Genomic DNA, 22,101 nt, shown 5'->3' on the forward strand with positions numbered 1-22,101 from the left:
CATAGTGCGCCACGTGAGTCCCCCGCGACACACGAGGCTTAGCCTGCGCTGGTGGGTGTGTGCGGAGTGGTGCTGGCCGGGGGGAGGTCTCGCCGGATGGGCTCGCCCAAGGCTGCCCTGGAGTGGGACGGCGCCACCCTGCTGCAGCGCACCGTGGACGTGCTCGGCCACCACGGTGACCGGGTGCTGGTGGTCGCCGCCCCCGGGCAGCTGCTCACGGTGACCGGCGCGGAGGTGGTGCACGACGCGGTGGCCGACCAGGGCCCGCTGCAGGGCCTGGCCACCGGCCTGGCCCGGGCGGGGGAGCTGGGCGCGGAGACCGCCTTCGTCTGCGCCACCGACATGCCGCTGCTGCACCCCGCGCTGGTGGCCGCCGTGCTCGCCGCCCGCGGCCCGGAGGCGGAGCCGCGCCCGGACGTGGTGATGCCGGTGGACGCCGACCACGAGCACCCGCTGGCGGCGGCCTACGCCACCGCGCTGGCCGGGCCGGCCGCGGAGCTGCTGGCGGCGGGGGAGCGGCGGGTGCGGGCGCTGGGTGCGCGCTGCCGGGTGCGCCGCATCACCCGTGCCGAGCTGCTGGCCGACCCCGCGCTGGCCGCCGCCGACCCGGAGCTGGACTCGCTGCTGAACGTGAACACCCCGGCCGAGCTGGCCGCCGCGCGGCAGCGGCACCGGCCCGGTGATCGGCGCTGCTGACGTTTCCTAGACTTGCCGGGTGACCCCGCCCGAGAACACCCCTGCACCTGCCCAGCTCCCCGACAAGTGGGAGCCGGCCGAGGTAGAGGACGCGCTGTACCAGCGCTGGGTGGACGCCGGGTACTTCACCGCCGACGCGACCAGCGACAAGCCGCCGTTCTCCATCGTCCTGCCCCCGCCCAACGTCACCGGCAGCCTGCACATGGGCCACGCCATGGAGCACGCGGTGATGGACGCCCTCACCCGCCGCAAGCGGATGCAGGGCTACGAGGTGCTGTGGCTGCCGGGCATGGACCACGCCGGCATCGCCACCCAGACCGTGGTGGAGAAGCAGCTCACCGCGCAGGGCACCAGCCGGCACGAGCTGGGCCGGGAGGCCTTCCTGGAGAAGGTCTGGGAGTGGAAGCACACCTCCGGCGGCAGCATCGGCGCCCAGATGCGCCGCCTGGGTGACGGCGTGGACTGGTCCCGCGAGCGGTTCACCATGGACGAGGGCCTGTCCCGCGCCGTGCAGACCATCTTCAAGCGGCTCTTCGACGACGGCCTGATCTACCGCGCGGAGCGGCTGGTCAACTGGTCGCCCAAGCTGCAGAGCGCCATCAGCGACATCGAGGTCAGCTACTCCGACGTGGAGGGCGAGCTGGTCTCGCTGCGCTACGGCTCGCTGCGCGACGACGAGCCGCACGTCGTCGTGGCCACCACCCGGGTGGAGACCATGCTCGGTGACACCGCGGTGGCCGTGCACCCCGACGACGAGCGCTACGCCGCGCTGATCGGCACCACCCTGGAGCACCCCTTCACCGGGCGACGGATCCCGGTGATCGCCGACTCCTACGTGGACCCGGAGTTCGGCACCGGCGCGGTCAAGATCACCCCGGCGCACGACCCCAACGACTTCGAGATGGGCAAGCGGCACGACCTGCCGATGCCGTCGATCATGGACGAGTCCGGGCGCATCACCGGCACCGGAACCCAGTTCGACGGGATGGACCGCTTCGAGGCGCGCGTGGCCGTGCGCGAGGCGCTGGCCGAGCAGGGCCGGGTGGTGGCCGAGAAGCGCCCCTACGTGCACAGCGTCGGGCACAGCGAGCGCACCGGGGAGCCCATCGAGCCGCGGCTGAGCCTGCAGTGGTTCGTGGCGGTGGACAAGCTGGCCAAGTCCGCCGGCGACGCCGTGCGCGACGGGCGCACCACCATCCACCCAGAGAGCCTGGAGCCGCGCTGGTTCGCCTGGGTGGACCACATGCACGACTGGTGCATCTCCCGCCAGCTGTGGTGGGGCCACCGCATCCCGATCTTCTACGGCCCCAACGGCGAGGTGGTCTGCGTCGGCCCCGACGAGGACGCGCCCACCGGCGAGGGCTGGACCCAGGACCCGGACGTGCTGGACACCTGGTTCTCCTCGGGCCTGTGGCCGTTCTCCACCATGGGCTGGCCGGAGCAGACCGACGAGCTGGCGAAGTTCTACCCCACCAGCGTGCTGGTCACCGGCTACGACATCCTCTTCTTCTGGGTCGCCCGGATGATGATGTTCGGCCTCTACGCCGCCGAGGGCGACGGGCGCGCCGCCGCCGACTCGGTGCCCTTCCACGACGTCTTCCTGCACGGGCTGCTGCGCGACGCCGAGGGCAAGAAGATGTCCAAGAGCCGCGGCAACGGCATCGACCCGCTGGACTGGGTGGACCGCTACGGCGCCGACGCGCTGCGCTTCACCCTCACCCGCGGAGCCAACCCCGGCGCCGACCTGTCCGTGGGTGACGAGCACGCCGAGGCCTCCCGCCGCTTCGCCACCAAGCTGTTCAACGCCACCAAGCTGGCGCTGATGAACCAGGCCACCGTGGGTGCGCTGCCGGCGCGGGAGGCGCTGACCGACCCCGACCGCTGGATCCTGGACCGCCTGGACGCGGTGGTCACCGAGGTGGACGGCTGCTTCGACCGTTTCGAGTTCGGCCGCGCCTGCGAGACCCTGTTCCACTTCGCCTGGGACGAGGTGTGCGACTGGTACCTGGAGCTGGCCAAGGCCCAGCTGGCTGACGAGGCCACCGCGGCAGGCACCCGGGCAGTGCTCGGCCACGTCCTGGACGTGCTGCTGCGCCTGCTGCACCCGGTGATGCCCTTCGTCACCGAGACGCTGTGGACCGTGCTCACCGGCGGGGAGTCCCTGGTCGTCGCGGCGTGGCCCACCGCCACCGGTGTGGTGCCCGACGATGCTGCCGCCCAGCGGGTCGCCGACGCGCAGAAGCTGATCACCGAGGTGCGCCGCTTCCGGGCCGACCAGGGCGTGGCGCCGTCGCGCCGGGTTGCCGCCCGCATCTCCGGCCTGGACACCGCCGACCTCACCGGGCTGTCCGGGCAGGTCACCTCCCTGGCCCGGCTCACCGAGCCCGAGGCTGACTTCGCCGCCACCGCATCCATCGAGGTGCGCCTGCACGCGGCCACCGTGGTGGTGGAGCTGGACACCTCCGGCACCGTGGACGTCGCCGCCGAGCGGCGCCGGCTGGAGAAGGACCTGGCGGTGAACGAGAAGGAGCTCGCCGGCACCACGGCCAAGCTGGCGAACGAGTCCTTCACCAGCAAGGCCCCGCCGCAGGTGGTCGAGAAGATGAAGGCTCGCCAGGCCACCGCCCAGGCCGAGGTGGAGCGCATCAACGCCCGCCTCAGCGCGCTGGCGGCACAGTGAGCACCTCGGAGGGGGCGCGTCCCGGTCGCGACGAGCTCGCCGCGCTGGCCGCGGTGGAGGCGCGGCTCAACGAGCGCTGGCCGGAGACCAAGATCGAGCCGTCGCTGACCCGCATCAACGCGCTGCTGGACATCCTCGGCTCCCCGCAGCTGAGCTATCCGGCCGTGCACGTCGCCGGGACCAACGGCAAGTCCTCGGTCACCCGCATGGTGGACGCGCTGTTCACCCGGCTGCAGCTGCGCACGGGGCGCTACACCAGTCCGCACCTGCAGCTGGCCACCGAGCGGATCAGCGTGGACAACGAGCCGGTCAGCCCGGAGCGCTACGTGAGCACCTTCGCCGACGTCGAGCCCTTCGTGGCCATGGTGGACGAGCGCTCCACCGCCGCCGGCGGGCCGGCGATGAGCAAGTTCGAGGTGCTCACCGCGATGGGGTTCTCCGCCTTCGCCGACGCCCCGGTGGATGTCGCCGTGGTCGAGGTGGGCCTGGGCGGCACCTGGGACTCCACCAACGTGCTCAACACGCAGGTCGCGGTGATCACCCCGATCGCCATGGACCACAGCGAGTACCTGGGCACCGACCTCAGCGAAATCGCCGAGAACAAGGCCGGGATCATCAAGCCCGGCTGCACCGTGATCATGGCCGAGCAGCAGCCGGAGGTGCAGGAAGTAATCCTGCGCCGCTGCGTGCAGGTCGACGTCGCCGTCGCCAGGGAGGGCTCGGAGTTCGCCGTGCTCGGCCGGCAGGTGGCCGTCGGCGGGCAGCAGCTGCAGCTGCAGGGCCTGGGCGGGGTGTACGACGAGATCTTCCTGCCGCTGCACGGAGCCCACCAGGCGCGCAACGCGGTGCTCGCGCTGGCCGCGGTGGAGGCGTTCTTCGGCGCCGGCCCGCAGCGCCAGCTGGACGTGGAGGCGGTGCGCGAGGCGTTCGCGACCGTCACCGTGCCCGGCCGGCTGGAGCGGGTGCGCAGCGCGCCCACGGTGTTCATCGACGCCGCGCACAACCCGCACGGGGCCCAGGCGCTGGCCGCGGCGCTCACGGAGGAGTTCGACTTCCGCAAGCTCGTCGGGGTGGTGTCGGTGCTGGAGGACAAGGACGTGGCCGGGCTGCTGGCCGCGCTGGAGCCGGTGCTCGACGAGATCGTGGTGACGCAGAACAGCTCGCCGCGGGCGATGGACGTGGAGCAGCTGGCCGAGTTCGCCGTGGCCCGCTTCGGCGACGAGCGGGTGGTGGTGGCCGACGACATGGCCGGCGCGCTGGAGCAGGCGATCGCCATGGCCGAGGACGTGGCTGAGCCGGGGGAGTCGGTGTCCGGCGCCGGCGTGGTGGTCACCGGATCGGTCGTCACCGCGGGTGAGGCGCGCACGCTGCTCGGCAAGGAGCCTGCGTGAGCGCCCCCGAGCCGGTCCGGGCCCCCGCCACCGACCCGTGGAAGGGCCTGCGCGGAGTGATGGCCGGGACGCTGGTCCTGGAGGCCATCGTGGTGCTGCTGGTGCTGCCGGTGGTGGCCAAGCTCGGCGGCGGGGTGTCGTGGCTGTCCGGCGGGTACGTGGTGGCGCTGGCGGTGGTGATGATCGTGGCCAGCGGGATGCAGCGGCGACCGTGGGCGGTGCCGGTGGACGTGGCGCTGCAGGTGGCGATGATCGCGGGCTGGGCGGTGCACCCCTCGCTGGGGATCATGGGCCTGGTGTTCGCCGCGGTGTGGGCCTACATCCTGTACCTGCGTCGCGACGTGCAGCAACGCATCGCCACGGGCCGGCTGCCCAGCCAGCAGGGCTGAGCGTGCCGGTCGCCGGCAGGGCGTCGATTACCCTGAGCGCGACCGTTACCACCCCCGTCCACCCGCGTCCGGCGTGGCTGCACGGGCCCAGCTGAGGAGAGCACCCCGTGAGCGAGCGCACCCTGGTCCTGATCAAGCCCGACGGCGTCGCCCGCGGGCTCACCGGCGAGGTGCTGGCCCGCATCGAGCGCAAGGGGCTGACCCTGGCGGCGCTGAAGATGGTGCCGGTGGCCCGTGACCTGGCCGCGGCGCACTACGCCGAGCACGAGGGCAAGGGCTTCTACGAGTCGCTGCTGGAGTTCATCACCTCCGGGCCCGTGGTGGCCGCGGTGGTGGAGGGCCCCCGGGCGATCCCGGCGTTCCGCCAGCTGGCCGGTGGCACCGACCCGGTGGAGAAGGCCGCGCCCGGATCGATCCGCGGCGACCTGGCGCTGGAGACGCAGTCGAACATCGTGCACGGGTCAGACTCCCCGGAGAGCGCCGCGCGGGAGATCGCGCTCTGGTTCCCCGAGCTCTAGGGGCGTCTGCAAGTACCACCATCCGCGCCGTAACCGGTCTGCAACCGCTACCCAGCGTTGTGCACACCGCGGTGCGTCCTCCACAGCCGCCGGACGACCCCCCGAGCACGGCGCGCCGGGGTGCGAGCCTCTGCCGCATGGAGCAGTGGTGGAAGCCGTACACGGCGCCCGACGGGTTGATCCTGCGCGAGCAGGTGCTCACCGAGGGCGTGGATCCCGACCACCTCGTGGTGGCGCTGCGCACCGGGCGGATGTACCGGGTGCAGCGCGGGGTCTACTGCGCCCGCGCGCACCCGCCCACCGCGCTGGGCCGGGCCCGTGCCGCGGTGCTCTCCAGCGGGGTGCCCGACGCCGTCGCCAGCCACCAGACCGCGGCGCGGGTGCACGACCTCGCGGTGCCGGACCGCCCGGCCGCCGAGCACGTCACCGTCCGCCGGGAGCAGCGCCGCATCCGCCGCCGCGACCTGCACTTCCACAGCCGCGCCCTGGCCCTGGGCGACGTGGAGCTGGTCGGCGGGGTGCAGCTGACCAGCGTCGCGCGCACGGTGTTCGACCTGTGCGCGGCCCTGCCTCGGCGGGAGGCGGTGTGGTGCGTGGACGACGCGCTGCGCCGCGGGCTGCTCACCCGTGCGCAGCTGCGGGCCACCGTCGAGGTGCGCCGCGGCGGGCCGGGGGAGGCGAGGGCCGCCGAGCGGATCGGGCTGGCGGACGGGCTGGCCGAGTCGATCCTGGAGACCGCCAGCCGCCTCGCCCTGGCCGACGCGCAGGTGCCCCTGCCGGTGGCACAGCTGGAGGTGCACGACGCCGACGGGCGGCTGATCGGCCGGCTGGATGGCGGCTACCCGCAGCTGCGGCTGGGCCTGGAGCTCGACGGACGCTCGGTGCACTCCGCGCCCGAGGCGATCCTGCGCGACCGGTTCCGGCAGAACGCCCTGGAGGAGGCCGGCTGGCGCGTGCTGCGCTTCACCTGGTGGGACGTGGTGCACGACACCGAGCGCTTCGTCGACACCGTCCGTCGGGCGCTGGCCCGCGCCGGCACCTGAGCACAGGGCTGCGGCTCGGCCGGGGGAGACCCGCGTCTCTGGCTTGGTGGTAGTTGCAGACCCTGCTGCCCGCAGTGGGTGGTACTTGCAGACGCCCCATCTACCCTGGGGACCATGAGTACTACCACCCGTACGCCTGGTGCGTCCGTTTTCGCCGAGCTGGAACCGCTGCTTCCTCGCGTGTCCAAGCCTGTGCAGTACGTCGGCGGTGAGCTCAACGCCAGCCTCAAGGAGTGGAACGACACCGCCGTCCGCTGGGCCTTGATGTATCCCGACGCCTACGAGGTTGGCCTGCCCAACCAGGGCGTCATGATCCTCTACGAGCTGCTCAACGAGATGGATGACGTTCTCGCCGAGCGCACCTACGCGGTGTGGCCCGACCTCGAGGCCCTCATGCGCGAGGCCGGCGTGCCCCAGTTCACCGTGGACGGCCACCGCCCCGTCATCGACTTCGACGTGCTCGGCGTCAGCTTCTCCACCGAGCTCGGCTACACCAACCTGCTCGCCGCGCTGGACCTGTCCGGCATCCCGCTGCACGCCACCGACCGCGACGAGCGCCACCCCATCGTGCTCGCCGGCGGGCACGCCTCGTTCAACCCCGAGCCCATCGCGGACTTCATCGACGCCGCGGTGCTGGGCGACGGGGAGGAGGCCGTGCTGGAGATCACCGAGATCATCCGCGCGCACAAGGAGGAGGGCTCCCCGGGCGGGCGCGAGGAGCTGCTGCTGCGCCTGGCCGAGACCGGCGGCGTGTACGTGCCGCGCTTCTACGCCGTGGACTACCTGCCCGACGGCCGCATCCAGCGCGTGGTGCCCACCGACCCCCGGGTGCCCTACCGGGTGTTCAAGCGCACCACCATGGACCTCGACGCCTGGCCCTACCCGAAGAAGCCGCTGGTGCCGCTGGCGGAGACCGTGCACGAGCGGGCCAGCGTAGAGATCTTCCGCGGCTGCACCCGCGGCTGCCGCTTCTGCCAGGCCGGGATGATCACCCGTCCGGTCCGCGAGCGCTCCATCGAGGGCATCGGTGCCATCGTGCAGCAGTCCCTGGCCGCCACCGGCTACAACGAGGTGGGCCTGCTCAGCCTGTCCAGCGCCGACCACTCCGAGATCGCCGACGTCACCAAGGGCCTCGCGGACCGCTACGAGGGCACCGGCACCGGCCTGAGCCTGCCCTCCACCCGGGTCGACGCCTTCAACGTGGACCTGGCCAACGAGATCTCCCGCAACGGCCGCCGCTCCGGGCTGACCTTCGCCCCCGAGGGCGGCAGCGAGCGCATCCGCAAGGTCATCAACAAGATGGTCAGCGAGGAAGACCTCATCCGCACCGTCTCCACCGCCTACGCCAACGGCTGGCGGCAGGTGAAGCTGTACTTCATGTGCGGGCTGCCCACCGAGACCGACGAGGACGTGCTGCAGATCGGCCGGATGGCCCGCGAGGTCATCAAGACCGGGCGCGAGGCGGCCGGGCACAAGGACATCCGCTGCACCATCTCCATCGGGGGGTTCGTGCCCAAGCCGCACACCCCGTTCCAGTGGGCGGCGCAGTGCCACCCCGACGTGGTGGACGACCGGCTGCGCAAGCTGCGCGCCGAGGTGGGTGCCGACCGCAAGATGAGCCGCGCCATCGGCATGCGCTACCACGACGGCAAGCCCAGCCTGATCGAGGGACTGCTCTCCCGCGGCGACCGCCGGGTGGGCCGGGTCATCGAGCGGGTGTGGCGCAACGGTGGCCGCTTCGACGGCTGGAGCGAGCACTTCTCCTACGACCGCTGGGTGGACGCTGCCGCCGAGGAGCTCACCCCGCTGGGCGTGAGCCTGGACTGGTTCACCACCCGCGAGCGCGAGCGCACCGAGGTGCTGCCCTGGGACCACCTGGACTCTGGGCTGGACAAGGAGTGGCTCTGGGCTGACTGGGAGGACGCGCTCAACTCCGAGGAGCAGGACGACTGCCGCTGGACGCCGTGCTTCGACTGCGGCGTGTGCCCGTCCATGGGCACCGACATCGAGGTGGGCCCCACCGGCAAGACGCTCATCCCGATCGCCCCCGTCAGCGTCGGCAGCCCCATCACCAACCCCGCGCTGGCCGGCTGATCGCCCGTGGCCAAGCAGCACGAACCCAACCCCTCCGCCCCGCCCGTCCAGAAGGTGCGGCTGCGCTACACCAAGCGCGGCCGGCTGCGCTTCACCTCCCACCGCGACGTGGCCCGTGCCTTCGAGCGCGCCATCCGCCGGGCCGGGGTGCCGATGGCGTACTCGCAGGGCTTCAACCCCCACCCCAAGATCTCTTGGGTGGGCGCCGCGCCGACCGGGGTGGCCAGCGAGGCCGAGTACGTGGAGATGTCACTGGTACGGGTGGTGGACCCGCAGGTGCTCGCCCACGAGGTGGACAAGGCGCTGCCGCCGGGCCTGGACGTGATCGACGCGGTGACGGCGGTAACCGGCTCGCTGCCCGAGCGCATCCACGCCAGCCTGTGGGAGATCGCGGTCGAGGGGGTAGCGCCGGCGGCGCTGCGCGCGGCGGTGGAGAAGTTCCTCGCCCAGGAGACCGCGATGGTGGAACGGCTCACCAAGGACGGTCGCCGCCAGCTCGACGCCCGTGGGGCAGTGGTCAGCATGGCGGTGCCGGAGGACGAAACGCCGTCCACACCTGCAGGGGACATGGCGCCTGGCCGTCAGTGTGGGACAATAAGGGCAGTCGTGCGGCAGACAAGTCCTGCGGTGCGACCCGATGACGTCATGAGCGCGCTGCTCGTCGTCGCTGATCTGGTGCCGACCGTGCCTGTCAAGGCAACCCGGTTGGCGCAGGGTCCGCTCGACGATGACGACAGGACGCTCGGCGATCCTTTCGCGCCTGACCGGGTGCAGGACGATCCCACAGGGTCGCAGCACGCGGGGCAGCACGAGTCGCACGTCACCGAACCAAGTGTTAAGTGACAACGGCACCACCTTTTACAGCGCCAGAACTGGCACGACCTGCACTGCCGACCCCCGCAGGTGGTCGGATACGGACGAGTAGCCCCCGCGTGGCCGCGTGACACCTCAACGGTGGACGCGCCCGGGGGCCGAGGAGAACAACGTGGCCGAGAACGTGCCGCCCCAGAACACTGACGAGCTGCCTGCGCGGATGCGCGTGCACGCCCTGGCCAAGCTGCTGGGGGTGACCAGCAAGGCCGTCGCCGCCGCGCTCGACAAGCTCGGCGCCCCGGTGCGCTCGGCCCAGTCGAGCATCGACCGCGACGTCGCCGAGCAGGTGCGCGCCGAGCTCAACCCCGGCGCCGACGTCGCGGCGGCACCGGTCGCCGAGCCGGCACCGGCAGCACCCGCGCAGGCCGAGCCCGCGCAGCCCGAGCCCGCGGTCGCCGAGACCCGCGCCCCGGTTCGGCCGGTCGCCGCCCCGCTGTTCATCCAGCCCGAGGTGGTCAAGGCACCGCCGCGTCGCCGGGCGAGCCGTCCCGCCGCCCCCGCGGTGCCGCAGGACGTGCCGGAGGAGGTCGAGGAGGCAGCGGCCGCCGCGGTCACCGAGGCCACCACCGACGCCCCGGCCGTCACCGGCGGAGACGAGGACGACGACGCCCCCAAGCGCCGCCGCCGCGGTCGTCGTGGCCGGGGCCGGGGCCGTGGCCCGCAGGGCGAGGACAGCTACGACGACAACGACGGCGACGACTCGGGCCACGACGGCGACGACACCGCCGAGGCTCAGGCCGAGACCAGTGCGCCCGAGCCCCAGGCCGTGGAGCCGGAGGTCGCCGAGGAGGAGTCCGAGAGCACCGGTGGTGGTCGCTCTCGTGGCGGTCGCTCCCGTGGTGGCCGCTCCCGCGGCGGACGAGCGGCAGCGGACAAGACCGACGTGGATCCCGCCAGCGAGACCAGCTCGGACGAGCAGTCGACCGGCGACGCCGACAAGATCGAGACGGGTGCCGACGACGCGGACACGAGCAGCGACGACCAGGGCGCTGACGACCAGGGCACCGACGCCGACAACGACTCCGGCAGCGAGGACGGCACCGGCAGCCGTCGCCGTCGCCGTCGTCGCCGCAAGAGCGGTGGCCAGGGCGGCGACGCCAGCGGTGAGGACTCCGGCGACAACCGCGAGGACGACCCGCCCAACACCGTGGTGCACGAGCGCGAGCCCCGCAGCCGCGGCAAGAGCCGGCAGGGTCGCGAGGCCAGCAGCGACCAGGTGCAGGGAATCACCGGCTCCACCCGGCTGGAGGCCAAGCGGCAGCGCCGTCGGGACGGCCGGGACGCCGGCCGCCGCCGCCCCGCGATCCTCACCGAGTCGGAGTTCCTCGCCCGCCGCGAGGCCGTGAACCGCAAGATGGTGGTGCGCGAGCGCGGCAAGCAGACGCAGGTCGCCGTGCTCGAGGACGACATCCTGGTGGAGCACTTCGTCACCAGCGCCAGCTCCTCGGCGATGGTGGGCAACATCTACCTGGGCCGCGTGCAGAACGTGCTGCCCAGCATGGAGGCCGCCTTCATCGACGTGGGCCGCGGTCGCAACGGCGTGCTCTACGCCGGCGAGGTCGACTGGGACGCCGCCGGCCTCGGCGGCAAGTCCCGCAAGATCGAGCAGGCGCTGCACTCCGGCGACAACGTCGTGGTGCAGGTCAGCAAGGACCCGGTGGGCCACAAGGGTGCCCGGCTCACCACGCAGATCAGCCTGCCCGGCCGCTTCCTGGTGTACGTGCCGGGCGGTGGCTCCACCGGCATCAGCCGCAAGCTGCCCGACACCGAGCGCAAGCGCCTCAAGGAGATCCTCAAGCGCATCGTGCCCGCCGAGGCTGGGGTGATCATCCGCACCGCGGCCGAGGGGGTCAGCGAGGAGGAGCTCACCACCGACGTCGAGCGGCTGCGGGCGCAGTGGGACGCCATCAACACCAAGGCCACCGCGGCGATGGAGGCCAAGTCCACCAACCCGGTCGCGCTCTACGAGGAGCCCGACCTGCTGCTCAAGGTGGTCCGCGACCAGTTCAACGAGGACTTCAGCAAGCTGGTCGTGGCCGGTGACTCCGTCTGGGACGTGGTCGAGGGCTACGTCAACGAGGTTGCACCCGACCTGGCCGAGCGCGTCGAGCGCTACAGCGGGGACGTGGACGTGTTCACCGCGTACCGCATCGACGAGCAGCTGGCCAAGGCGATGGACCGCAAGGTGTGGCTGCCCTCCGGCGGCACCCTGGTGATCGACCGCACCGAGGCGATGACCGTGGTCGACGTCAACACGGGCAAGTTCACCGGCGCCGGGGGCAACCTCGAGGAGACGGTGACGCGCAACAACCTCGAGGCTGCCGAGGAGATCGTGCGGCAGATGCGCCTGCGCGACATCGGCGGGATGATCGTCGTCGACTTCATCGACATGGTGCTGGAGAGCAACCGCGACCTGGTGCTGCGCCGCCTCACCGAGTGCCTCGGCCGCGACCGCACCCGCCACCAGGTCTCCGAGGTCACCTCGCTCGGCCTGGTGCAGATGACGCGCAAGCGCATGGGTGCCGGTCTCATCGAGGAGTTCTCCACCCCCTGCGAGCACTGCCACGGCCGTGGCGTGATCGTGCAGGACGAGCCGGTGGTGGCGCACGAGTCGGAGCACGTGCACGGCGACAGCGGACGGCGCTCGCGTCGGGGCAAGGGTGGCGACAACCAGCCCAGCCAGCCCAAGCAGCAGCCGCCGGCGCCCAAGCCCGCCGTGGTGCCCACCGTCAAGGAGCCCTGGCCCGCCGCGCTGATCCCGGCGTCGTCGGCCAAGGCGCAGACCGCCACCGCACAGTCGACCGCGCCGCAGCCGGAGCCGGCCGAGGTGGAGGCGGCCGAGCCCGTTGCGGTGGAGCAGAGCGCGGCAGCTGCCGCGGTCGCACCGCAGCCGGAAAGCACCGAGCAGGTGGAGAGCACCGAGCAGGCTGGGTCGACCCAGGCCCAGCAGACCGCGGCCGAGTCGAGCCAGGCCGAGCCTGCCGTGATCGAGCACCCGCAGGCGGAGCAGGCCGAGGTGAAGGCGCCGGCGCGCCGCAGCCGCTCGCGCCGTGCCTCCCGGCCCACCGCAGCCCCGGCCGCGGTGGACCTGGAGCCGGTGGTGGTCGCCTCCGAGGCCGCTCCGGCGCCCGCGGTGGAACCGAGCACCACCACTGTCGAGCCCGTGGCCGCTGAGGTGGCTGAGGCCACCCAGGCGGTGGAGCAGGTGGAGCAGGCCGACCGCAACGGCGTGGAGCCGGCTCCCGTGGCGAGCCCACCGCGGCGCAGCAGGGCGCGACGGGCCTCCCGGCCCACCGCGGCCCCCGAGGCGCTCAGCACACCGGTGGAACCGATCGTGGTGCCCGCTGCGGCGCCGGCCGAGCCCGCCCCTGCGGCGAGCGCACCGGCCCCGTCCGAGGCCGAGCCCGGGGAAGCGGGTGGCTCAGCAGCCGCCGCCACCGCCGTGGCAGCCCCTGCCGCGGCCACCCGGCCGAGGCGCCGTCGTGCGGCGGCCCGCCCTGCGGGACCGCCGGTGGAAGAGCAGTAGTGCGCTGGGCCGAGGTTGCGGGGAGGCGGTTTGACCCCGCCGGTGCACGCCCCGTAACCTTGGCCGGTCACCTTTTGGTGGCGTCGTTGTCGCGCGCCTGCGCCTAGGCGCACGCGATGTCGGAGGAAGACCGACACTGACCCAGATGCGCGTTCCGACCCTCGAGGCGGGCGCGGCCAGAGTTCGAACGAGCAACAGGAGAAGCCCTCCGATGTACGCGATCGTCAAGACCGGTGGCAAGCAGTACAAGGTCGCCGTTGGTGACCTTGTTGAGGTCGAGAAGCTCGACGGAGCCCCGGGCGTGGAGATCGCGCTGCCCGCGCTGCTGCTCGTCGATGGCTCCGACGTCACGACCGACGCCGGCGCGCTGGCCAAGGCCTCCGTCACCGGTGAGGTGGTGGAGCACACCAAGGGCCCCAAGATCCGGATCCACAAGTTCAAGAACAAGACCGGGTACCACAAGCGCCAGGGCCACCGCCAGAAGCTGACCGTGGTCAAGGTCACCAACATCAGCAAGTAGGTCACCCGGAGCAGGTGCTCGCAGCCCCTGCCCAGACTTCCCCCAGGAGGGACGCTCCATGGCTCACAAGAAGGGTGCTTCCAGCTCCCGCAACGGTCGCGACTCGAACGCTCAGTACCTGGGCGTGAAGCGCTTCGGCGGCCAGGTCGTCAAGTCCGGCGAGATCATCGTCCGCCAGCGTGGCACGCACTTCCACCCGGGCGACAACGTCGGCCGCGGCGGTGACGACACCCTGTTCGCGCTTGCCGCCGGCTCGGTGCTCTTCGGCCGCAAGCGTGGCCGCAAGACCGTCAACATCGTGCCCGTCGAGGCACTCGAGACGGCAGCGGTCTGAGCTTCACCACGCAACACACGTCCTGACGACGGCGGGGACGGGCAGGGGGAGCAACCCCGCCCGTCCCCGCCGTCGTCTCATCAGGGTCCGACCCGCCGCCTCCGGCGCGGGCTCCGGATCCGCACTCGCACAGGTTAGGAGGGCCCGATGTCCCGATTCGTCGATCGTGTGGTCCTGCATGTTTCTGCCGGAGACGGTGGCAACGGCTGCTCCTCCGTGCACCGGGAGAAGTTCAAGCCCCTCGGTGGTCCCGACGGTGGCAACGGTGGACGCGGTGGCGACGTCGTGCTCGTCGTCGACCCCAACGTGCACACGCTGCTGGACTTTCACCACCACCCGCACGTCAAGTCCGAGCGCGGCAAGCAGGGCATGGGCAGCCACCGGGACGGGGCGCGCGGTGAGGACCTGATCCTGCCCGTGCCCGACGGCACCGTGGTCCTCGATCCCGACGGCAACCTGCTCGCCGACCTGGTCGGCGTGGGCAGTCGCTTCGTCGCCGCGCAGGGCGGTCGTGGGGGACTGGGCAACGCCGCGCTGGCCTCCAAGGCCCGCCGCGCTCCCGGCTTCGCGCTGCTGGGCGAGCCCGGCATCACCCGCGACCTGGTGCTCGAGCTCAAGTCGGTGGCCGACGTCGGCCTGGTCGGGTTCCCCTCGGCCGGCAAGTCCTCGCTGGTCTCGGTGCTCTCGGCGGCCAAGCCGAAGATCGCCGACTACCCCTTCACCACCCTGGTGCCCAACCTGGGCGTGGTGACCACCGGCGACACCACCTTCACCGTGGCCGACGTGCCCGGCCTCATCCCCGGTGCCAGCCAGGGCCGCGGGCTGGGCCTGGAGTTCCTGCGCCACCTGGAGCGCTGCGCCGTGCTGGTGCACGTGGTGGACTGCGCCACCCTGGACCCGGGGCGCGACCCCATCTCCGACGTGGACGCCCTCGAGGCCGAGCTGGCCGCCTACAACTCCGCGCTGACCACCGACGTCAGCCTGGGCGACCTGGCCGACCGGCCCCGCATCGTGGTGCTGAACAAGGTGGACGTGCCCGAGGCAGCCGAGCTGGCCGAGATGGTCAGCGAGGAGTTCAAGGCTCGGCAGTGGCCGGTGTTCGCGATCTCCGCGGCCACCCACGAGGGACTGCGCCCGCTGGTCTTCGCGCTGGGCAAGGCCGTGGAGGCCTACCGCACGGCGCACCCGCCGGCGGCGCCCACCCGCACCGTCCTGCGCCCGACGGCAGTGGACGACAAGGGGTTCACCGTGGAGCACGACCCCGAGGACGAGAACGGCTTCATCGTCCGCGGCACCCGCCCCGAGCGGTGGATCCGCCAGACGCAGTTCGACAACGACGAGGCCGTGGGCTACCTGGGCGACCGCCTGGCCCGGCTGGGCGTGGAGGACAAGCTGGCCAAGATGGGGGCGGTGCCGGGATCGTCGGTGACCATCGGCGACGTCACCTTCGACTGGGAGCCGTCCACTCCTGCGGGCATCGCGATGACCCGCACCGGTCGCGGCACCGACATCCGCATCGACGCCGACGAGCGGATCGGTGCGGCCGAGCGCAAGGTTGCCCACCGCGTGCGTCGTGGGCTCGACGTGGAGGGCATGAGCTAGCCGTGCAGACCCGGGATGCTGTTGCGGCCGCCCGTCGTGTCGTGGTCAAGATCGGGTCCTCGGGCCTGACCAGCCTCAGCGGGGGCCTCGACCTGGAGCGCCTCGACCGGCTGGTGGACGCTCTCGAGGCGCGGATGGCTGCCGGTTCGGACGTGCTGGTGGTCTCCTCCGGCGCCATCGCCGCAGGCATCGCCCCGCTGGGTCTGCGGGCGCGTCCGCGCGACCTGGCCACCCAGCAGGCCGCGGCCGCGGTGGGCCAGCTCGAGCTGGTGCAGGCCTGGCGCACCTCGTTCGCCCGCTACGGACGCACGGTGGGGCAGGTGCTCCTCACCGCCGAGGACGTCGCCCGGCGCTCCCAGCACCGCAACGCCCAGCGCACCCTGGACCGGCTGCGGGTGCTGGGCGTGGTGCCCATCGTCAACGAGAACGACACCGTGGCCACCGCCGAGATCCGCTTCGGCGACAACGACCGCCTCGCCGCGCTGGTCTCGCACCTGGTCAGCGCCGACGCCATGGTGCTGCTGTCGGACGTCGCCGGGCTCTACGACGGAGACCCGCGCCAGGGCGGGGCCACGCTCATCCGTGAGGTGAGCGCCGACGGCGCGGAGCTGGACGGCGTGGTGGCCGGCTCCGGGGGCACCCTGGGCACGGGCGGGATGGCCTCCAAGCTCACCGCTGCCCGGTTGGCCGCCGACGCCGGGGTCCCGGTGCTGCTGGCCTCGGCGGCACAGGCCCCGGAGGCCCTCGGCGACGCCCAGGTGGGCACCGCCTTCGCCGCTCGCGCTCGACGGCTCTCCGCCCGCCGGTTCTGGGTGCGCTACGCCGCGGAGACCTCGGGCAGCATCTGCCTCGACGCCGGTGCGGTCAGCGCCGTCATCGACGGGCGCCGCTCGCTGCTGCTGCCGGGGATCACGGCCGTCAAGGGCGACTTCCACGCCAGCGACGTGGTCCGGCTGATCGGACCCGACGGCACTCCAGTGGCCCGGGGCGTGGTCGCCTTCGACGCCGCCGAGCTGGCCGGGATGGTGGGTGTCCCAGCGTCTCAGCTGCCCCCCGAGCTGCGTCGGCCGGTGGTGCACGCCGACGACCTCGTGCGGGCCTGATCTCACCAGATCCGGTGCCGCAGAGCGCCTGGCGCTGATCACTTAGCGCCACATCGACTTACCAGGTGTCACCACTTTGTGACCTGAGACCCCCGCAGGTCACGGTATGTGCACGGGCCGCGTGGCGAGGGGTGGACGGGCGTGTCCGCGTCTAACATCGGCACCATGCGGGCAGGGTTGGCAATCGGTGTGGCGGCGATCGCGGTGCTGGCGGGCGGGTGCTCGCTGGTCTCCCCCGTCGCGGCGCCGGTGGTGCCCACGTTCCCGGCCACCACCTCGGCCACGCCGCCGCCGGCCACCGCCCAGCTGACCAAGGAGGGCCTGCCCACCAGCTGCAAGGACCTCATGAACGGCGACCAGCTGGACGCCGCTCTGGGCATGCCGTTGTCGGCGGTGGTCAAGACGCTGGTGGGCGTGCCCAACCCGGACATCGGGCTCACCGGGCGGGTCACCTGCAGCTACGGGATTCCCTCGCCCGCAGGCACGTACGCCCTCGAGGTGAGCCTCACCGCCTACACCGACGTGGCCGCGGCCGCGGTGCGGGTCCCGGTCACGGTGGAGGCGCGCCGCACCCCCGGGGTGGAGGCCGTGCCGCTGACCATCGGGCGGATGAACGCCAGCTACCTGGCCCTGCCCGACGGCCCCGTGCTGGTGGCCGCCACCGGCACCTACGCCATCCTGGTGTCCATGGCTCCCGGCAGCGTCACCCCCGAGCAGGCCCCCGGGGCGCTCGCGGCGGTGGCGGGCATGGCGCTGACCAACGTGCAGGCCTGACCCAGCCGCTCGGCTCAGGCCACGCTGCCCAGGGTGAGCGGCAGGACCGCGGGGGCGCCGGCAGCCAGCAGGGTGCGCGCGGCCATGGCCATGGTCCAGCCGGTGTCCAGCAGGTCGTCCACCACCAGCACCGGGCCGTCCAGCTCGGCCAGACCGGGCACGCTGCTGGTGTCCCAGGCGTCCCACAGCCCGGCCACCCGGTGCGCGGAGTTGGCGGCTGACGGTGGGACGTGCCCCTCCCGGTAGCGCAGCACCCCCAGGTCGCGCAGCCGCCCCACCGATGCCAGCCGCGCAGCCAGGCTGCGCAGCAGCACCGGGTGGCTGCCGGAGTCCAGGTTGAGCACGGCCACCGGGCGCTGCGCCCAGTCCCAGGCGGCGAGCACCTGCACGCAGGCCTGCACCACCTCCTCGCTCACCTCGGCGTCGGGGCCGGCGAGCAGCGGCCGCAGCCGCTGGCCCCAGCCCAGGTCGGTGAGCCGGCCGAGCGCCTTGCCCGGCTGCGGGCCCTGGGTGATCTTCCCGCTGAGGTCCACGCCGAGACGGGACATGCCGGTGGGCCACAGCTTGCGCGGGGCGAGGTCGACCCCCGGGCGGTCCAGCCGGGCGCGGGCGGCCTGGGCGGCGCTGGCGTCCACCTCCGGTGACCAGGTGGGTCCGCAGCACACGTCGCAGCGCCCACAGGCCACCGGCTCGCTGCCCAGCTCCGGGTCGTCGAGCTGGCGGCGCAGGAAGTCCATCCGGCAGGTGGTGGTGCGCTGGTAGTCCAGCATCGCCTGCTGCTCGGTGGCCCGCGCAGCAGCCAGGTGCTCGTAGCGGGCGGCGTCGTAGGACCAGTCGGCGCCGGTGGCGATCCAGCCGCCGCGCACCCGCTGCACGGCGCCGTCCACGTCGAGCACCTTGAGCACCATCTCCAGGCGGCTGCGGTTGAGCTCCACCAGCGGCTCCAGGGCGGCGGTGGACAGCGGCTTGCTCGCCGCGGACAGCGCCTCGATCACCGAGCGCACCACCGGCTCGGCGGGAAAGGCCAGCGAGGCGAAGTAGGCCCAGATGTCGCGGTCCTCGGCACCGGGCAGCAGGATCACCTCGGCGCGGGCGCTGGCGCGGCCGGCGCGGCCCACCTGCTGGTAGTAGGCGATGGGCGAGGCCGGTGCCCCCAGGTGCACCACGAAGCCGAGGTCGGGCTTGTCGAAGCCCATGCCCAGCGCCGAGGTGGCCACCAGTGCCTTCACCCGGTTGCCGAGCAGGTCGGCCTCCAGCGACTCGCGCTCGGCGGCGTCGGTGCGCCCGGTGTATGCGGCGACGGTGTGGCCTTGCTCGGTGAGGTGGCCCGCCAGCTCCTCGGCCTGGGAGACGGTGAGGGTGTAGATGATGCCCGAGCCGGGCAGCTGGTCCAGGTGCTGGGCCAGCCACGCGGCGCGCCGCTGGGAGCCGTCCACGTGCACCACCGACAGGTGCAGCGACTCCCGGTCCAGCCCGCCGCGCAGCACCAGGGTGTCGCCGCCGCCCACGCCCAGCTGGCTGGCCACGTCGGCCACCACCCGGTCGTTGGCGGTGGCAGTGGTGGCCAGCACCGGGACGCCGTCGGGCAGGTCGGCCAGCAGGGTGCGGATGCGGCGGTAGTCGGGGCGGAAGTCGTGGCCCCAGTCGGAGACGCAGTGCGCCTCGTCCACCACCACCAGGCCCGCGTTGGCGGCCAGCGAGGGCAGCACCTGCTCGCGGAAGTCGGGGTTGTTCAGCCGCTCCGGGCTCACCAGCAGCACGTCCAGCTCACCCGCGGTGACCTGGGCGCGCACCTCGTCCCACTCGGTGACGTTGCCGGAGTTGATGGTGGCCGCCCGCACCCCGGCGCGCTCGGCGGCGGCGACCTGGTTGCGCATCAGGGCCAGCAGCGGGGAGACGATGACGGTGGGGCCCGAGCCGCGGCTGCGCAGCAGGGAGGCGGCCAGGAAGTACACGGCCGACTTGCCCCAGCCGGTGCGCTGCACCACCAGGGCGCGGCGGCGCTGCACCACCAGGGCCTCGATGGCCACCCACTGGTCCTCCCGCAGCACCGCCCCCTCGCCGGCGAGGCGCTGCAGCAGCTGCTCAGCCTGGGCGCGCAGCTCGGTGGTGCCGGCGGGGACGGTGGAGGTGGTCATGGCCCCATGGTGCCCGCCGAGCCCGACGGTTCCCGTGGGGGTGCACACGAGAGCGGGATCGCGACGGTGTTCTGCCATAGGCTGGGGTCATGACCGTGGCTACCGATCTTCAGGCCGCTGAGGCCACCGACGCCGTGTCGCCCACCAGCGAGGACCTCCGCGAGACCGTGCACGAGGCCGCCCGCCGCGCGCGGGTGGCCAGCCGCACGCTGGCCCTGCTCACCCGCGCGGACAAGGACGCTGCGCTGCACGCCGCCGCCGATGCGGTGCTGGCCGCCACCCCGCAGATCCTGGCGGCCAACGAGGCCGACCTCACCGCCGGTCGTGCGGCCGGCATGGGCGAGGGACTGCTGGACCGGCTGCGGCTGACCGACGAGCGGGTGGCGGGCGTGGCGGCCGGGCTGCGCCAGGTGGCCGGGCTGCCCGACCCGGTGGGGGAGGTGCTGCGCGGGTCGACGCTGCCCAACGGGATGGAGCTGCGCCAGCAGCGGGTTCCCCTGGGGGTGGTCGGCATCGTCTACGAGGCGCGGCCCAACGTCACCGTGGACGCTGCCGGGCTGTGCCTGAAGTCCGGCAACGCCGTCCTGCTGCGCGGCTCGTCCTCGGCCGCGCACAGCAACGCCGCCCTGGTGCAGGTGCTGCGGGACGCGCTGGCCGCGCAGGGCCTGCCCGCCGACGCGGTGCAGCTGCTGCCGGCGTCCGACCGGGCCAGCGTCACGCACCTCATCCAGGCCCGCGGGCTGGTGGACGTGGTGATCCCCCGGGGCGGGGCCGGGCTGATCGCCGCCGTGGTGCGCGACGCCCTGGTGCCCACCATCGAGACCGGGGTGGGCAACTGCCACGTCTACGTGCACGCCGCGGCCGACCTGGACATGGCGCAGCGCATCGTGCTCAACGCCAAGACCCGCCGCCCCAGCGTGTGCAACGCCGCGGAGACGGTGCTGGTCGACCGTGCCGTCGCCGACGTCGCGGTGCCCCAGCTGCTGGCCGCGCTGGGCGAGGCCGGGGTGACCGTGCACGGCGAGGGCGCCGGCATGGTGCCGGTGACCGAGGCCGACTGGGCCGAGGAGTACCTCAGCATGGACGTCGCGCTGGCGGTCGTGGACGACCTGGACGCCGCGGTGCGCCACATCGACCGCTACGGCACCGGCCACACCGAGGCCATCGTCACCACCGACCTGGCCGCGGCCCGGGAGTTCACCGCCCGGGTGGACGCCGCCGCGGTGATGGTGAACGCCTCCACCTCGTTCACCGACGGCGAGCAGTTCGGCTTCGGCGCAGAGATCGGCATCAGCACCCAGAAGCTGCACGCCCGCGGGCCGATGGGACTGCCGGAGCTGACGTCGAGCAAGTGGATCGCCTGGGGGGACGGGCACGTCCGGGGATGATGTCCCAGGGCGACGGGCACGTCCGGGGATGATGTCCCAGGGGGACGGGCACGTCCGGGAGTGACCCTCGCGCAACGGCCTCGCCGACAACGACACTGATCGCCACCACCAGCACCCGACCGAGAGGCCCCGCGTGGACCGCGTACTCCCCACCACCCCGCCCCTGTTCAGCTCCGTCGACGACGTGATGGAGAAGCTGGCCACCACCGGCTACCTGGCCGACAAGGCCACCGCCACCACGGTGTTCCTGGCTGACCGCCTGGGCAAGCCGCTGCTGATCGAGGGCCCCGCCGGGGTGGGCAAGACCGAGCTGTCCCGCGCCGTCGCGCAGGCCACGGGCTCCGAGCTGATCCGGCTGCAGTGCTACGAGGGTGTGGACGAGGCCCGCGCGCTCTACGAGTGGAACCACGCCAAGCAGCTGCTGCGCATCCAGGCCGGCCAGGCCGACGGCGGCGACTGGGAGGCGCTGCAGACCGACGTGTTCTCCGAGGAGTTCCTGCTCAGCCGTCCGCTGCTCACCGCCATCCGGCGCACCGGGCCCACCGTCCTGCTCATCGACGAGACCGACAAGGCCGACGTGGAGATCGAGGGCCTGCTGCTGGAGGTGCTCAGCGACTTCGCCGTCACGGTGCCCGAGCTGGGCACCATCACCGCCACCCGCAAGCCGTTCGTGGTGCTCACCTCCAACGCCACCCGGGAGCTGTCCGAGGCCCTCAAGCGGCGCTGCCTGTTCCTGCACCTGGACTTCCCCGACGCCGACCTGGAGCGGCGCATCCTGGCCAGCCGGGTGCCCGACCTGCCCGAGGCGCTGGCCGAGCAGCTGGTGCGCACCATGCGGGTGCTGCGCGGCATGCAGCTGAAGAAGCTGCCTTCCGTCGCCGAGACCATCGACTGGGGGCGCACACTGCTGGCACTGGGCATCGACACCCTGGACGACGCGGCCGTGCGCTCCACCCTGGGCGTGGTGCTCAAGCACCAGAGCGACCAGCAGCGTGCCGCCGGCGAGCTGCGGCTCAACTGAGAGGGCCGAGA

At 72.9% G+C, this 22,101-nt stretch carries 17 protein-coding genes; 16 read left to right on the forward strand and 1 reads right to left on the reverse strand.

The annotated features are described in order from the left end of the window. Positions 1 to 51 precede the first annotated feature (51 nt). The 14 genes from mobA (at position 52) to AC3YO9_RS08365 (ending at position 17,543) form a co-directional block, all read left to right on the forward strand. Positions 52 to 696, forward strand: a complete 645-nt coding sequence (gene mobA, locus AC3YO9_RS08300) for a molybdenum cofactor guanylyltransferase (protein WP_489982836.1) — start codon at positions 52 to 54, stop codon at positions 694 to 696. Between the two features lie 19 nt (positions 697 to 715). Continuing rightward, positions 716 to 3,376 carry a valine--tRNA ligase gene (locus tag AC3YO9_RS08305; protein WP_489982837.1) on the forward strand — a complete coding sequence of 887 codons (2,661 nt, stop codon included), beginning with the start codon at positions 716 to 718 and terminating at the stop codon, positions 3,374 to 3,376. After that, positions 3,373 to 4,767, forward strand: coding sequence for a bifunctional tetrahydrofolate synthase/dihydrofolate synthase (gene folC / locus AC3YO9_RS08310; protein WP_127783492.1), 1,395 nt, complete (start codon positions 3,373 to 3,375; stop codon positions 4,765 to 4,767). Before AC3YO9_RS08305 ends, folC begins: the two co-directional genes overlap by 4 nt. A gap of 59 nt (positions 4,768 to 4,826) precedes the next feature. Further along, entirely contained in the window at positions 4,827 to 5,156 is a 330-nt protein-coding gene (locus AC3YO9_RS08315) for a DUF4233 domain-containing protein (RefSeq protein ID WP_127784841.1), read from the forward strand. A gap of 107 nt (positions 5,157 to 5,263) precedes the next feature. Further along, a complete protein-coding gene (gene ndk / locus AC3YO9_RS08320; protein ID WP_127783491.1) occupies positions 5,264 to 5,674 on the forward strand; it encodes a nucleoside-diphosphate kinase in 411 nt (136 codons plus the stop codon). Between the two features lie 137 nt (positions 5,675 to 5,811). Continuing rightward, entirely contained in the window at positions 5,812 to 6,717 is a 906-nt protein-coding gene (locus AC3YO9_RS08325) for a DUF559 domain-containing protein (RefSeq protein WP_489982838.1), read from the forward strand. Between the two features lie 180 nt (positions 6,718 to 6,897). Beyond that, positions 6,898 to 8,811 (forward strand): TIGR03960 family B12-binding radical SAM protein, encoded by a 1,914-nt coding sequence (locus AC3YO9_RS08330; protein WP_489982839.1) that lies wholly within the window; start codon positions 6,898 to 6,900, stop codon positions 8,809 to 8,811. 6 nt (positions 8,812 to 8,817) lie between these two features. Then, entirely contained in the window at positions 8,818 to 9,654 is an 837-nt protein-coding gene (locus AC3YO9_RS08335; protein ID WP_206518002.1) for a TIGR03936 family radical SAM-associated protein, read from the forward strand. 142 nt (positions 9,655 to 9,796) lie between these two features. Beyond that, entirely contained in the window at positions 9,797 to 13,210 is a 3,414-nt protein-coding gene (locus AC3YO9_RS08340; protein WP_489982840.1) for a translation initiation factor IF-2 N-terminal domain-containing protein, read from the forward strand. A gap of 211 nt (positions 13,211 to 13,421) precedes the next feature. Beyond that, on the forward strand, positions 13,422 to 13,730 hold the full coding sequence (gene rplU, locus AC3YO9_RS08345; RefSeq protein ID WP_127783488.1) for a 50S ribosomal protein L21: 309 nt from the start codon (positions 13,422 to 13,424) through the stop codon (positions 13,728 to 13,730). A 58-nt stretch (positions 13,731 to 13,788) separates the two neighbouring features. Continuing rightward, complete coding sequence (gene rpmA / locus AC3YO9_RS08350) at positions 13,789 to 14,064, forward strand: 50S ribosomal protein L27 (RefSeq protein WP_127783487.1); 276 nt, start codon at positions 13,789 to 13,791, stop codon at positions 14,062 to 14,064. A gap of 147 nt (positions 14,065 to 14,211) precedes the next feature. Continuing rightward, positions 14,212 to 15,666: a GTPase ObgE gene (gene obgE / locus AC3YO9_RS08355; protein WP_489982841.1), complete on the forward strand. Its 1,455-nt coding sequence runs from the start codon at positions 14,212 to 14,214 to the stop codon at positions 15,664 to 15,666. A gap of 2 nt (positions 15,667 to 15,668) precedes the next feature. Further along, a complete protein-coding gene (gene proB / locus AC3YO9_RS08360; RefSeq protein WP_489982842.1) occupies positions 15,669 to 16,769 on the forward strand; it encodes a glutamate 5-kinase in 1,101 nt (366 codons plus the stop codon). Positions 16,770 to 16,934: 165 nt separating this feature from the next. Next, the gene (locus AC3YO9_RS08365; RefSeq protein ID WP_127783484.1) at positions 16,935 to 17,543 is read left to right on the forward strand and encodes a hypothetical protein; all 609 of its coding nucleotides are present in this window, start codon (positions 16,935 to 16,937) and stop codon (positions 17,541 to 17,543) included. A gap of 14 nt (positions 17,544 to 17,557) precedes the next feature. Here the strand turns inward: AC3YO9_RS08365 and AC3YO9_RS08370 are convergent, their stop codons facing one another. Beyond that, positions 17,558 to 19,681 carry a RecQ family ATP-dependent DNA helicase gene (locus tag AC3YO9_RS08370; protein WP_127783483.1) on the reverse strand — a complete coding sequence of 708 codons (2,124 nt, stop codon included), beginning with the start codon at positions 19,679 to 19,681 and terminating at the stop codon, positions 17,558 to 17,560. 89 nt (positions 19,682 to 19,770) lie between these two features. On the opposite strand from AC3YO9_RS08370, the gene AC3YO9_RS08375 reads away from it, so the two are divergent. Continuing rightward, entirely contained in the window at positions 19,771 to 21,069 is a 1,299-nt protein-coding gene (locus AC3YO9_RS08375; protein WP_489982843.1) for a glutamate-5-semialdehyde dehydrogenase, read from the forward strand. Between the two features lie 133 nt (positions 21,070 to 21,202). Beyond that, positions 21,203 to 22,090, forward strand: coding sequence for an AAA family ATPase (locus AC3YO9_RS08380; protein WP_489982844.1), 888 nt, complete (start codon positions 21,203 to 21,205; stop codon positions 22,088 to 22,090). Positions 22,091 to 22,101: the final 11 nt, after the last annotated feature.

The organism is Rhodococcus sp. Z6_132 (genome assembly GCF_058133635.1).

Coding starts and splice junctions, on each gene's coding strand:
- rplU (WP_127783488.1), top strand. CDS start 13,422: ATGTACGCGATCGTCAAGACCGGTGGCAAGCAGTACAAGGTCGCCGTT.
- AC3YO9_RS08325 (WP_489982838.1), top strand. CDS start 5,812: ATGGAGCAGTGGTGGAAGCCGTACACGGCGCCCGACGGGTTGATCCTG.
- AC3YO9_RS08375 (WP_489982843.1), top strand. CDS start 19,771: ATGACCGTGGCTACCGATCTTCAGGCCGCTGAGGCCACCGACGCCGTG.
- AC3YO9_RS08315 (WP_127784841.1), top strand. CDS start 4,827: ATGGCCGGGACGCTGGTCCTGGAGGCCATCGTGGTGCTGCTGGTGCTG.
- rpmA (WP_127783487.1), top strand. CDS start 13,789: ATGGCTCACAAGAAGGGTGCTTCCAGCTCCCGCAACGGTCGCGACTCG.
- AC3YO9_RS08370 (WP_127783483.1), bottom strand. CDS start 19,681: ATGACCACCTCCACCGTCCCCGCCGGCACCACCGAGCTGCGCGCCCAG.
- obgE (WP_489982841.1), top strand. CDS start 14,212: ATGTCCCGATTCGTCGATCGTGTGGTCCTGCATGTTTCTGCCGGAGAC.
- AC3YO9_RS08365 (WP_127783484.1), top strand. CDS start 16,935: ATGCGGGCAGGGTTGGCAATCGGTGTGGCGGCGATCGCGGTGCTGGCG.